This window comes from Flavobacterium rhamnosi (assembly GCF_048286515.1).
Classification (GTDB): Bacteria; Bacteroidota; Bacteroidia; order Flavobacteriales; family Flavobacteriaceae; genus Flavobacterium.
The window spans coordinates 303,719-317,584 of sequence record NZ_JBLVPS010000002.1 but is presented as its reverse complement, the minus strand read 5'-3'; the positions used below and the strand labels follow the sequence as shown (position 1 = coordinate 317,584).

Sequence of the window (13,866 nt, the reverse complement as noted above, 5' to 3'; positions counted from 1 at the left end):
CGGACTGTCATTTTCGGCTAAATTCAATTTAATAGCTAAAGTAGCCGTTTTTTAATAAATGTAGTGTTAGTTTTTTATTTTAACTTTTTGATAACAGTTAAAATTAATTATCAAAATATTGATTTTCAGTAAATTATATATTTTTTGATGTGTTTTTGTTTAGTATAAAAAAAGGGTTTGATGTGTTTTTGTAAGGAAAAATAAATGCGTATACAGAAAAAATTGTCATAATATTGCTAGAAATCACTAATTAATTAACCAAAATTTTTAGAAAAATGAAATTTACAAAATTGTTTATTTTTTGTTTTTTATCTATTCTATTCTCAGTTTACGGGCAAGCGCAAGATCTTACTGTGAGCGGAAAAGTTTATGACGAAAACGGATTACCTGTTCCAGGAGTATCCATTTTAATTAAAGGAACGTCCAATGCTACGGCTACAGATTTTGATGGAAATTATCAAATAAAGGCCACATCAAAAGGCATTCTTGAGTTTAGTTATGTAGGTTACACCACAATTCAGGAACCTATAAACGGAAGAACTAAAATTAATATCAGGCTTAGTTCGACAACAGAAGCCTTGCAGGAAGTTGTTGTTGTAGGATACGGTACGCAAAAGAAAAGCGTTGTTACCGGTGCAATATCCAGTGTAAAAGCAAAAGATCTTGAAAAAGTACCTAATGGGCGTATTGAGCAAGCCTTACAAGGCAGGGTTTCAGGCGTTACCATTGCTGCCAGTTCTGGCCAGCCTGGTGCCGGATCAACAATACGTGTTAGAGGGGTAACCACCTTTGGGGACGGTGGTAACAACCCGCTTTGGGTTGTTGATGGTGTTGTTGTAGATGCAGGAGGAATTGGATTTTTGAATCAATCGGATATTGAATCTATTGAAGTGCTGAAAGACGCTGCTTCTGCTGCTATCTATGGAACACGTGCTGCTACAGGTGTTATCCTTGTTACAACCAAAAAAGGAAAATCCGGAAAAATTACGGTAAACTATAATGGATTCTCCGGTATTTCATCTCCAGAGAAGACTTTGAATTTACTGAACGCAACTCAGTATGGTGCTTTACTAAATGAGAAATCGGTTGCTGCCGGCGGGCCTGCCATATTTCCTAATCTGTCCGCTTTAGGTGTTGGTACGGATTGGCAAAAAGCGATTTTCAATTCCAATGCATTCCGTTATTCTCATGAATTGAGCATTAGTGGAGGAAGCGATGTTTCTAATTTTTATGCTTCTTTTGGAATTCAGGATCAGGAAGGAATTGTTTCCACAGAAATTTCAAACTATACGAAAAAGAATTTTCGTTTAAACTCTACACATAAATTATCTAAAGTATTTACTTTCGGACAGACTTTTGGATTTTCAAGACAAAAAACAGTTGGTATCGGAAATACAAACAGTGAATTTGGTGGGCCGTTAAGTTCTGCAATAAACCTGGATCCAACGACTCCTTTGATAGAAACAGATCCGGTAAAAGCGAATGGTGCACCTTATAGCTCCAATCCTGTAATCCGTGACGGAAATGGAAATCCTTATGGAATTTCAAGTTTAGTTGGTCAGGAGATGAGTAATCCGTTGGCGTATGCCAAAACAAGACTGGGGAATTATGATACTTCTGATGATTTAGTTGGGAATGCCTATTTGGAAGCGGCAATAACCAAGCATATCAAAGTGAGATCAACCCTTGGTGCAAAATTATCAACCTGGGGAGGTCAAGGTTTTACACCTGTTTTTTACTTAAGTGCTACTTCAAATGTGCTTAAAAACAGCTATAGCAAAAATGAAAATAAAAGTTTTGCATGGAATATTGAAAACATTGCAACGTATTCGAATCAATTTGGAAACCATAACTTAACGGTCTTAGTAGGTCAGGGATCCTATGTGGATAATATCGGAGGGGGATCCGGAGCTACAATGTTTGGCTTACCTGTTACTAATTATCGTGATGCCTCTTTTAACTTTGATATACCACAATCAGACAGAAGCAGTTATACCTATGATATGACAGAGCACAGACTGACTTCTTTATTTTCACGTGTGAATTACGATTTTAAAGAAAAGTATTTGTTTACAGGAATTATTCGTCGTGATGGTTCAAGTCGTTTTGGAGCTAACAATAAATTTGGTGTATTTCCGTCTTTCAATTTAGGATGGGTCGTGACCAAAGAAGATTTCTGGAAAGAAAACAATGTCCTTAATACTTTGAAAATTAGAGGAGGATATGGAGTTGTTGGTAATGATGCCTATTCTGGCAGCAATCCGAATTTCAAATATTTATCTTTAGTAGAAGGAGGTTATAATTATTCTTTTGGAAACGCAGGAGCAATAACAACTGGTTATGCGAACCTGACACTTGATAATCCTGATTTGAGATGGGAGGAAACTTCTCAGGCAAATATTGGTTTTGAATCCAGATTTTTCAGTGATTTTAATCTTACGGTAGATTTATATAAGAAATCAACCACCGGTATTTTGCGTCCTATAAACATTCCGGGATATGTTGGTGTAACTACAAATCCAGCAGGAAACGTTGCTGATATGGATAATAGAGGTATTGAGGTTGAATTGGGTTATAAAAAGAAATTTGGAGACGTTAATTTTTCTGTTAACGGAAACGTAGCTTATCTGGAAAACGAAGTTACTTATATCGCTGCTGATTCTGATTATATCGGTGGAGATGCTTCTTTTCAGTCTATGGGGCAAGTAACAAGAACACAGGTCGGACAATCCTATAATTCATTCTACGGATTTAAAACTGCGGGTATTTTTCAAAATGAGGCTGAAATTGCGGCGTATACAAATACTTCAGGTGGTTTAATTCAGCCAGATGCACGTCCGGGAGATTTCCGCTGGGTTGATACCGACGGCAATGGTTCAATTGGAGATGATGACAAACAGTTCTTGGGAAGTAATATTCCAAAATACACTTTTGGTTTAACCTTGAATTTAGAGTATAAAAACTTCGATTTTATGGCATTTACGCAAGGTGCTGCAGGAAATAAAATTTTTCAGGGATTACGCAGGTTAGATGTTGGAAATGCCAACTATCAGACTATAGCTTTAAGCCGCTGGACTGGTGAAGGAACCTCAGATGATTACCCTAGACTTACCAATAATGACACCAATGGCAACTTTGGTAAAATGTCAGATTTCTATCTTGAAAAAGGGGATTACCTTAGGTTAAAGCTAGTTCAATTTGGCTATTCATTGCCGAGTGAAGCGATTAATAGATTTGGCGCCAGCAAAGTACGTTTTTATGTAACTGCTGAGAATTTAGTGACGTTAACTAAATATACGGGATTTGACCCTGAAATTGGTGGAGGTGTTTTTGGGATAGACAAAGGGATTTATCCACAAGCAAGAACATTCATGTTTGGAGCCAATTTACAATTTTAATAAAATTTAAGAATTATGAAAACGATACAATTTAAATACTTACTTATTGCAGTAGCAATGTGTTCTTTTGGATCCTGTTCCGAAGAGTTTGTGGATTTAACGCCAAAGGGTTCCTTTCTTTCCGATAATTATTATGCTAACGAAGGACAAGCAACAGCTGCTCTGGTTGGAGTGTATGATCCGATCAGAAAAAATTCAGGCGGTTTTGAAAATATGATTACCATGATGAACGCAGGTTCGGACGATTTCTACGCAGGTGGTGGTGGCTCCACTGATGGAGCAGGAATTCAAGGTTTTTCTACACACACGCTTACTTCCACAATTGTACCGGGAAGTTTTTGGAACGATCATTACCAGGGAATTTTCAGAGCAAATACGTTGTTGTTAAAATTACCGGCCGCTGCTATGGCGGATAATCTAAAAGCAAGATTTGCTGCAGAGTGCAAAGCCTTACGTGCGATTTACTATTTCAATTTGGTACGATTGTTTAAGAATGTTCCTTTATTATTGGATCCTTTGACAGCGACGAATATGTATGAGGCTGAACAGGCAGCTCCTGAAGCAGTTTATGCCCAAATAGAAAAAGATTTAGCAGAAGCTATAGCTGTTTTGCCGGCAACCGTTCCTGCTGATACAGAATCTGGACGTCTTACAAAAGGTGCTGCTCAGGCAATGCTTGGGAAAGTATATTTATACGAAGGAAAGAATACCGATGCAGCTGCTGTTCTTGCCCAGGTAAATGGTACACCAGGGGGAACAAATCAATACGGTAATAAATTGTTGACTAATTTCAATGATCTGTGGGTGTTTTCCAATAAGTTTAATGCAGAGTCAATTATTGAAGTATCGCATACAAGTGCTGGTAATTCTGATTGGGGATTTTGGGGTTCAGGCAGAGATGAGGGAAATTCAGTAAATGTTATGGTAGGTCCTAGAAGTTACTCAAGACCATCAGGTTCTACAGCAGCAGATTTACCATCAGGATGGAGTTTTAACGTAATCACGCAAGACTTATACGATGCCATTAAATTAGATCCAAGATTTGGAGCAACAGTATTTGACCTTAAAGCATTAAAAGCAGCAGGTCAGGCAGATTATATCGGAGGATATCAGGATACAGGATATTTCTTAAACAAATTTCTTCCTCGTAAAGTAGACGTTCGAACAGGTGGTGGAGCTGCGGAGTTAAACTATAAGCAAAACAGCTATGTTCTCAGATTAGCGGATACTTATTTAATGGAAGCGGAAGCATTGGGTTCAGGACCCAGAGCACAAGCTTTGCTTAATGCGGTTCGATCCAGAGTTGGTTTGCCTTCTGTTCCGGTTACACTTGCAGCTATTAAAAATGAAAGAAGAATGGAATTTGCGGGTGAGGGGCATAGATTCTTTGACTTGGTACGATGGGGAGATGCAGCCGGCAAATTAGGAAGCAGAGGTTTTGTTGCTGGTAAAGATGAAGTTTTTCCGATACCAACCAGTGAGCTTCAAGGAACTAAATTGAAACAAAACCCTGGCTACAATTAATAAAAGATAAAATTATGAAAAAGATAAAATTTATTTTCAGCTTTATAGCAGTTTTAGCGGTAACTGTAAGTTGTACGGTTGAGGGAATCAGCAACGATACGGCTCTTTTGGGCACCGAATCTTCAGCAAATCTCAATAACATATTTGATATTAGTACCGATAATTCCGGAAATGTAAAAATAACCCCTACGGGGGATGGCGCTTCGTACTTTAAAGTAGAATTTGGTCACGGAACGGGATTTCCGGCAACGGTTTCTCCCGGGTCAAGTGTAACCCATGTTTATCCGGAGGGGAAATATACAGTAAAGATTACGGCGAACTCTGTTTCAGGAGCTAAAACAGAACAAACATTTCCGTTGGATATTGTCTATAGAGCCCCAGAAAAGCTGGTTATTACACCAACGGTGGAGGGTTATACAGTAAAAGTAGCTGCAAAAGCGGATTATGCGAATTCTTTTCTAGTCTATTTTGGGGATGTTGTTGGTGAAGTTGGAACCCCGTTAGCTGTTGGAGAAACTACACCAGCGCATACTTATGCGGTCGGTGGTGCCTATACTATTAAAGTTGTCGCGCTAAGTGGCGGTATTGCTAAAACGGAAAACACTTCAAGTGCAACAGTTTATGATCCTCTTGCATTTCCTTACACTTGTGAGCTTGCTTCTCAAAATTATTTAGCTGGAGGAACTTTCGGTGGGGTGAATTATTCTATTGTGGACAATCCATTTTCTACTGGGATAAACACTTCTTCAAAAGTGGTTAAGTTCGAAAAACCAGATGGAGCTGAAGAATGGGCAGGTACATGGAAACCTCTTGATGTTCCGATGGATTTTGCTACAGGAACTAAAATCAGAATGTATGTATATGCTACAGAAGTGGGTAAAAATGTAGGGATTGAATTGCAAGCCTCTACAAATGGCGCTCCAAATACGGTTGTTTTTGCAGCCACAACTGTCGCTAACCAATGGGAAGAACTTATTTTTGATACTACAACCAATCTTAGTATTCCGGCAGGCGCTAAATACAAGCAATTTAATATCAATTACAACAGGCCAAATAAAGGCTTGGGTGAAGTTATCTATATCGATAACATTAGAGTAACTAATTAATACTACAAATATGAAAACAAATATAAAATACATAGTAGGGCTTTTCATAGTGGCACTAACATTTATTAGTTGCAACGAAGAAGAATATAGTCTGGGCGATTTATCGGCACCTTCAAATATTATAGTAAATACTGAAGTTGTTGGTCAGGATGCAACACATCCAAATGGGGATGGTTCCGGCGATGTGAAAATTGCCATAACGGGTGATAATGTACTTTCTTATAAAGTAGATTACGATGCAAATACAGCATTGGATTTGGTTTATTTGCCAACGGGTAAAACAACCAAGAAGTATACTTCGGTTGGGGTAAACACGTATAGAATAACTGTTGTTGCTTATGGTAAAGGAGGATCTTCCACTAATGTTACTAAGGAGGTAACGATACGAAGTGATTTTACGGTAGCTCCGGCAATCGTTACGGCGTTGACCAACAATGCATCAAAAACTTGGGTTGTTGATAATAGTGTTGCAGGTCATCTTGGCGTTGGTCCATGGAACGTTGATTCTATCAGGCCAGAATGGTGGGCTGGTGGCGTTAATGAAAAAGTAGCTTCGGCAAACTGTTTTTACACTGCTACTTTTACTTTTGCTAAAGTTGCAGCAAACGGAACGTATTCGTTGCAGGTTGCTACTCCGGATGGCGCTTTTACCAAAACGGGTTCGTTAACTACACTTCCTGGTATCGCGGGTTCAGGAGATGAAGGATGTTATAATTATGGAGGAGGCTCTTCCGCTTTTTCTTTTGTTCCTTCTTCAACCGGGGCACCGGCAGTACCATCGAACGGAGATAATTCCCCTTCAACCCAAACAAGTATTTTGTTGTCTGGTGTTGATACTTTTATCGGATATGGTGCGGTACAAAAAGAGTACGAAATCTTGGTTATAACAGACACGTACCTGTATCTTCGAGTACAGGGTACTGAAACTGGAAATGCCTGGTATTTAAAATTGAAACCGGCACTTTAATAAATTCTACTAAATAAAGCTCAGCACTGTTGCTAGTTCTGAGCTTTGTTTTAGTAGTACTAAAAAAATTAAAAAGATGAGAAATAGTGAAGTGCTTAAATCTTTAAAAAATAATAACGGTCTGTTTTTCATTGTTCTGGCTAGTATTTTTTTGTTGTTTTCCTGTGGTGACAGTACGACAAATGGAGAAGAAGCGATACTAAAACCTTCAAATCTTGCTATTTCAGCAGTGGTAGAAGGGACAAGCACAGCTAATCCAAATGGTAATGGGAGCGGAACAGTAAATTTCAGCATCAATGCAACTAATGCGACTTCCTATAAAATTTTACTTGGAAATGGAGAGACCAAAGAACTGACAAATGGAAATTTTACTTACACCTATGCAACATCAGGCACAGAAACCTATGTTATATATGTGTCTGCATACAATTCAGCAGGTTTTGTTTCTTCGACTCTTTCAGTAACAGTTTTCGTAGGTTCTTCTTTAGTTTGGTCAGATGAATTCAACATTGACGGAGCCCCTGACAGTGCCAAATGGGGTTATGATTTGGGTGCCGGAGGTTGGGGAAATAACGAATTCCAATATTATACCAACAGGCCTGAGAATGTAATTGTTCAAAATGGAATGTTAAAAATACACACCCTAAAAGAAAGTTATAGCGGAAGCAATTATACTTCAGCCAGAATTTTAACGAAAGATAAATTTTCGTTCAAATACGGAAGGGTGGAAATTAGGGCAAAACTGGCTTCCGGTGGCGGCACATGGCCTGCTTTATGGATGCTGGGTAATGCTATAAGTTCTGCCGGTTGGCCTGCTTGTGGTGAAATTGATATTATGGAGCATGTTGGCAACAACCTCAATAAAGTTCATGGTTCCTTGCATTCTCCGGGACGTTCCGGAAATACGCCGGATACCAGTACGGTTACAGTTGCTAATGCTTCGACGGAATTTCATGTTTATTCTATAGATTGGACCGCTGCAGCGATTAAGTTCTATGTTGATAATCAGTTGTTTTATACTTTTTCAAATGCAGCTAGTTTTCCTTTTAATCAGAATTTTTTCCTGATTATAAATTGTGCGATGGGCGGTAATTTTGGAGGCGTGATTGATCCTGGTTTTACTGCTACAACTTTTGAGATAGATTATGTTAGAGTGTATAATTAATGCGTTTTTGTTTAGTTAGGTCTCATTAGGGGCTTCTATTTTTAGTTGGGTAGAAGCTCCAATGATGAAAATTAATTTTAAAATTGAAAAATGAAGCAGTCAAAAAAAATAATTAGTGCCATAATTTTGATTCTAATAGGGATGTTTTCCAATACTGCGCAAACATTAAAAGTGATGACTTACAATATTCGATTGGATATTGCAAGTGACGGTGAAAACGATTGGACACATCGAAAAGAGTATTTTAATTCTCAGGTTCAATTTTATGCACCTGATATTTTTGGGATTCAGGAGGCAAGACCCAATCAGGTTATTGCTATTGCAAGTTCACTACCGCAGTATAATAATGTTGGTGTCGGAAGAGACGGGATAGGGGAAGGAGAATCTTCGAATATTTTTTATAGAAAAGAAAGATTCGTGGTGAAAGAAAGCAATACGTTCTGGCTTTCTGATACCCCTAATGAAATTTCAAAAGGTTGGGATGCAGCATATAACAGAGTTTGTACTTATGCGCTTTTCAAAGATTTGAAAACAAAACGATTATTTTGGGTTTTCAATACACATTTGGATCACGTTGGCGTGCAGGCCAGAACCAAAGGCATACAGCTTATTCTTTCGAAAATAAAGGAACTAAACACTAAAAACTATCCGGTGATTTTCATGGGAGATTTAAATTCAGAACCTGATGAAGAAAGAATAATTGCACTTAAAAAAGTGATGGATGATACAAGAGATGTTTCAGAAGAGAAGCCATTTGGACCTTCAGGAACCTTCAATAATTTTAAACATAATGAACCGGTAACCAGATTGATAGATTATATTTTTATTTCGAAGAATAGTATTTTGAAAGTAAAAAAATATGCCATTTTGAGTGATTCAAAAGATTTGAGATATCCCTCAGATCACTTGCCGGTTTACGTCGAAATAAACTTTAAATAAAAATATGAATTATATAAAATATAGTATGAGAGTTTTAATCTTGTTAACCTTGTCAGTTATGCTGTCAAAATGTTCACCGTCCGGCGACGCAGCTGGTTCCACTCCAACTCCAATTCCACCAGTAGTTACAAACGAAATGGATTTTTGGCTGACAAAAGGAAATCAGAGTGCAGCACTTCAAAAGCAAACCACAATTTTAGCATTTGGTGCGAACTATAATAATTATGCCAATATTGAGGTAGATGATTCCAAAACTTTTCAAACTATTGATGGTTTTGGATACACATTAACCGGTGGAAGTACGCAGGTTATAAATCAGTTAAATGCGCAAAAGAGACAAGAATTATTAAAAGAATTGTTTGGAGCAACTGATACTTCAATTGCTATTAGTTATTTAAGGATTAGTATTGGTGCTTCAGATTTGAACGCAACACCATTTACCTATGACGATTTGCCAAGCGGTCAAACGGATGTGAATCTGGATAACTTTAGTTTAGCTCCCGATAAAAATGATTTGATTCCAATGCTAAAAGAGATTGTGGCTATCAATCCCAATATTAAGATCATGGCCACTCCATGGTCACCACCGGTTTGGATGAAAGACAACAATGGTTTCATAGGAGGAAGTCTGAAACCGGAGTATTACGGAGTGTATGCAAAATATTTTGTAAAATACATCCAAACAATGAAAGCGGAAGGGATTACTATTGATGCCATTACACCTCAAAATGAACCCTTACACCCCGGTAACAATCCTAGTATGCTGATGACTGCAGTGCATCAGGCTGATTTTATAAAAAATCATTTAGGTCCCGCTTTCAAGGCTGCTAATTTGGCAACTAAAATTGTAGCATACGACCATAATTGCAATAAGCCCGAATATCCTATTGCTGTTCTAAATGATGCTGGAGCTAATCCTTTTGTTGACGGTTCTGCATTTCATTTGTACGAAGGAGATATTAGTGCTTTGACTACAGTTCACAATGCTTTCCCAAATAAGAATATTTATTTTACCGAGCAATACACCTCTTCTACAGGAAGTTTTGATGGCGATTTGAAATGGCATGTAAAAAATGTAATCATCGGTTCAATGCGGAATTGGAGTAAAACGGCATTGGAATGGAACTTAGCCAATAACGCTTCTTTTGGACCAAACACTCCAGGGGGCTGTACTACCTGCAAAGGAGCACTAACCATAAATAGCAGTGATAGTTTTACCAGAAATGTAGGGTATTATATCATTGCGCATGCTTCTAAATTTGTTCCTGCAGGTTCTGTAAGAATTGCAAGTAATACTAGTGGCAATTTAAACAATGTGGCTTTTAAAACACCCAGCGGTAAAAAAGTTCTGATTGTTGAAAATGATGGGAATACAGCTGAGATTTTTAATATTCAATACAATGGGAATTGGGTTACCACTTCACTGGAAGCAGGTTCGGTAGGAACCTATATCTGGTAAACAAAATTTATACAAACTACATCATGAAAAAAATAACAACAATTGCCCTTTTGGCAGTGACTTTTTTTGCTTTTTCGCAGCAGAAAATGAAAACCAAACAACTGGCTTTTTCTACAAAAGGCAAAACAGTAACCGTTTATACAACAGCAGAGAATAGTAAATTAAGATTGACACAAACCGATAAATTAGGTTTTGGTGCTTCAAAACAACCGATTGAAACGGAGATTTCTGTTTTTGTACAGCCTGACAAAACGTTCCAGACCTTTATGGGAATTGGCGGAGCGATCACCGATGCCAGCGCTGAGGTTTTTGCGAAATTGGACAAAGCCAGACAGACAGAACTTTTAAATGCGTACTATGATACAGAAAAAGGAATTGGCTATTCCTTGCTAAGAACTACAATTCATAGTTCTGATTTTAGCAGTGGAAGCTATACTTATATCGAAGAAGGGGATGCCAATTTGAAGACTTTCAACATTGACCATGACAGAAAATACCGTATTCCAATGCTCAAAGAAGCTATAAAAACAGCTGGTGGAAAATTATTACTTTATGTTTCGCCATGGAGCCCACCCGCTTTCATGAAAAGTAATGGCAGTATGCTAAAAGGAGGAACTTTACTTCCGGAATATTACCAAACGTGGGCGAATTATTACACGAAATTTATCAAAGCCTATGAAAAAGAGGGGATGCCAATTTGGGGATTGACTGTTCAAAATGAACCTATGGCAACTCAAACTTGGGAATCTTGCGTTTTTACCGCTGAAGCGGAGCGGGATTTCTTGAAAAAATACCTTGGGCCAACAATGAAAAAAGAAGGTTTGGGAGATAAAAAAATTGTGGTTTGGGATCACAATCGCGATTTGATGAACCAGAGAGCCAATGTTATTTTCTCAGATCCGGAGGCTTCAAAATATGCTTGGGGAATGGGATTCCATTGGTACGAAACCTGGGCAGGCGGAACACAAATGTTTGATAATGTTCGAAAAGTACACGAGGCTTATCCCTCTAAAAACTTACTGTTTACTGAAGGATGTATCGAAAAATTTGATGCTAAAAAATACCAATTCTGGGCAAACGGCGAACGCTATGGAACTTCTATGATTAATGATTTTAATAATGGTACTGTGGGTTGGACCGATTGGAATATTCTCTTGGACCAAAACGGTGGCCCGAATCACGTAGGAAATTTTTGTTTCGCGCCAATTCATGCAGATACCAATTCAGGAGAATTAATCTATACACCAAGCTATTATTATATTGGTCATTTCTCGAAATTTATTCGTCCTGATGCCAAAAGAGTAAGTACAGCAGTAAGCAGAAGCAGTTTGTTAAGCACTTCGTTTCTGAATACAAATGGGAAAATGGTTACTGTGGTGATGAACCATTCGGACAAAGAAGTTACCTATAATTTAATTATTGCTTCAGAGAAAACGGTTGTTGTAATTCCGGCTCATGGGATTCAGTCTTTAGTTTATTAAATTATAAGGGGTTGTTTTAAAAATATAAGTATGAGAAAAATAGTTTTAATAGTCTTTATTTCTTTTTCGGTTTCCGCTTTCGGACAAGGTTTTTTACATAGGAATGGACAGGAAATTGTCGATGGAAATGGGAAAAATATTGTTTTGCGTGGTTTGGGATTAGGCGGATGGATGGTTCAGGAAGGTTATATGCTGCAAACAAGTGAATTTGCAGGTTCCCAACATGCCATTAAGCAAAAGATAGCGGATTTAATTGGCGTAGAAAACACCGAAGAATTTTACGATGGGTACAAGGCCAACGGAATAACAAAAAGAGATATCGATTCATTGGCGGCTTGGGGATTCAACTCCATTCGGTTGCCCATGCATTACAATTTATATACATTGCCTCTTGAACAAGAAGCAGTTTCTGGTCAGAATACCTGGCTGGAAGAAGGTTTCAAAATGACTGATGATTTACTGGAATGGTGTGCAGCCAATAAAATTTATTTGATTTTAGATCTGCATGCAGCGCCCGGAGGCCAGGGAAAAGATGCCAATATATCCGATTATGATGCCACCAAACCATCCCTTTGGGAAAGTACAGAAAATCAGGATAAGATGGTTGCGCTTTGGGAAAAGTTAGCGTTGCGTTATAAAGACAATCCCTGGATTGGAGCCTATGATATCATCAACGAGCCCAATTGGAATTTTACAGGAACCAATCAAAATGGTTGTGATGAAACTTCGAATGCGCCTTTAAGAGCGTTGCAGGTACGCGTTACCAATACCATTCGTGAAATCGATAAGAATCACTTAATTTTCATAGAAGGAAATTGCTGGGGGAATAATTACAATGGAATGTTTCCGCTTTGGGATGAAAATATGGCCTTGAGTTTTCATAAATACTGGAATCAGAATGACGTTGCTTCAATCCAAAAAATGTTGGATTACAGGACCCAGTATAATGTTCCGATTTGGTTGGGCGAAAGTGGAGAAAACTCCAATGTATGGTTTAAGGAAGCGATCTCTTTAATGGAATCAAACAATATTGGTTGGGCTTTCTGGCCAATGAAGAAAATTGAAAATTTAGCAGGAGTTACCTCGGTTACGACAACAGCAGCATACGAGCAATTATTGCACTATTGGAAAAAAGGAGGGACTAAACCAACAGTAGCCTTTGCAAAAAAAGCGTTATTTGAAATTTCTGAAAACTTCAAAATGGAAAAACTGACAATCCGATACGATGTGATTGATGCGATGTTCAGACAAGTGCAGACAACCGAAACTAAAAAATACAAAAACCACTCCCTTCCCGGGAAAATAGTTGCAACAGACTATGATCTGGGACAAAACGGATTTGCTTATTTTGATACAGACGTTGCTAATTATGATGGGACTAAATTCACCAAATGGAACAAAGGCGGAATGTTGCGAAATGATGGCGTTGACATTCAGGCGGCTACTGACAAAAGTACCAATGGTTTTTATGTTGCCTTTATTGAAGATGGTGAATGGCTGCAATACACAGTTGCTGTAGAAACCCAAACTACTTTTGATGTTGCGATTAGTTATGCAAGTGCAGCTGCTGGCGGGAGACTCTATTTAGAAGATGAAAACGGAAAAATTTCGGAAACAATACGGATTGAATCTTCAGGTGGAATGAATAAATGGAAAACGGTGACTTTAAAAAATGTGGTTTTAAAACAAGGAATTAATAAGGTCAGAGTACGTTTTGAAAAGGGAAATTTCAATTTGAACTTTTTGGAGTTCAAAAAGGCGAAAAAATAAAAAGCAGAAAATAGAAACGCGGTTCATACTGCTAAATAGCAGGTGAAACAACAAGAA

9 protein-coding genes are annotated in these 13,866 nt (G+C 38.0%); all 9 read left to right on the top strand.

The window, feature by feature from the left end:
- The first annotated feature begins 275 nt into the window (after positions 1–275).
- The 9 genes from ACNQGN_RS02830 (at position 276) to ACNQGN_RS02790 (ending at position 13,809) form a co-directional block, all read left to right on the top strand.
- On the top strand, positions 276–3,398 hold the full coding sequence (locus ACNQGN_RS02830; protein WP_417986340.1) for a SusC/RagA family TonB-linked outer membrane protein: 3,123 nt from the start codon (positions 276–278) through the stop codon (positions 3,396–3,398).
- Between the two features lie 15 nt (positions 3,399–3,413).
- On the top strand, positions 3,414–4,922 hold the full coding sequence (locus ACNQGN_RS02825) for a RagB/SusD family nutrient uptake outer membrane protein (protein ID WP_417986339.1): 1,509 nt from the start codon (positions 3,414–3,416) through the stop codon (positions 4,920–4,922).
- A gap of 14 nt (positions 4,923–4,936) precedes the next feature.
- The gene (locus ACNQGN_RS02820; RefSeq protein ID WP_417986338.1) at positions 4,937–6,028 is read left to right on the top strand and encodes a hypothetical protein; all 1,092 of its coding nucleotides are present in this window, start codon (positions 4,937–4,939) and stop codon (positions 6,026–6,028) included.
- A gap of 10 nt (positions 6,029–6,038) precedes the next feature.
- A complete protein-coding gene (locus ACNQGN_RS02815; protein ID WP_417986337.1) occupies positions 6,039–6,995 on the top strand; it encodes a hypothetical protein in 957 nt (318 codons plus the stop codon).
- Between the two features lie 76 nt (positions 6,996–7,071).
- Positions 7,072–8,160: a family 16 glycosylhydrolase gene (locus tag ACNQGN_RS02810; protein ID WP_417986336.1), complete on the top strand. Its 1,089-nt coding sequence runs from the start codon at positions 7,072–7,074 to the stop codon at positions 8,158–8,160.
- Between the two features lie 90 nt (positions 8,161–8,250).
- On the top strand, positions 8,251–9,099 hold the full coding sequence (locus ACNQGN_RS02805; protein ID WP_417986335.1) for an endonuclease/exonuclease/phosphatase family protein: 849 nt from the start codon (positions 8,251–8,253) through the stop codon (positions 9,097–9,099).
- 25 nt (positions 9,100–9,124) lie between these two features.
- A complete protein-coding gene (locus ACNQGN_RS02800) occupies positions 9,125–10,558 on the top strand; it encodes a glycoside hydrolase family 30 protein (protein WP_417986334.1) in 1,434 nt (477 codons plus the stop codon).
- Positions 10,559–10,581: 23 nt separating this feature from the next.
- A complete protein-coding gene (locus ACNQGN_RS02795; protein ID WP_417986333.1) occupies positions 10,582–12,039 on the top strand; it encodes a glycoside hydrolase family 30 protein in 1,458 nt (485 codons plus the stop codon).
- Between the two features lie 30 nt (positions 12,040–12,069).
- A complete protein-coding gene (locus ACNQGN_RS02790) occupies positions 12,070–13,809 on the top strand; it encodes a cellulase family glycosylhydrolase (RefSeq protein ID WP_417986332.1) in 1,740 nt (579 codons plus the stop codon).
- Positions 13,810–13,866: the final 57 nt, after the last annotated feature.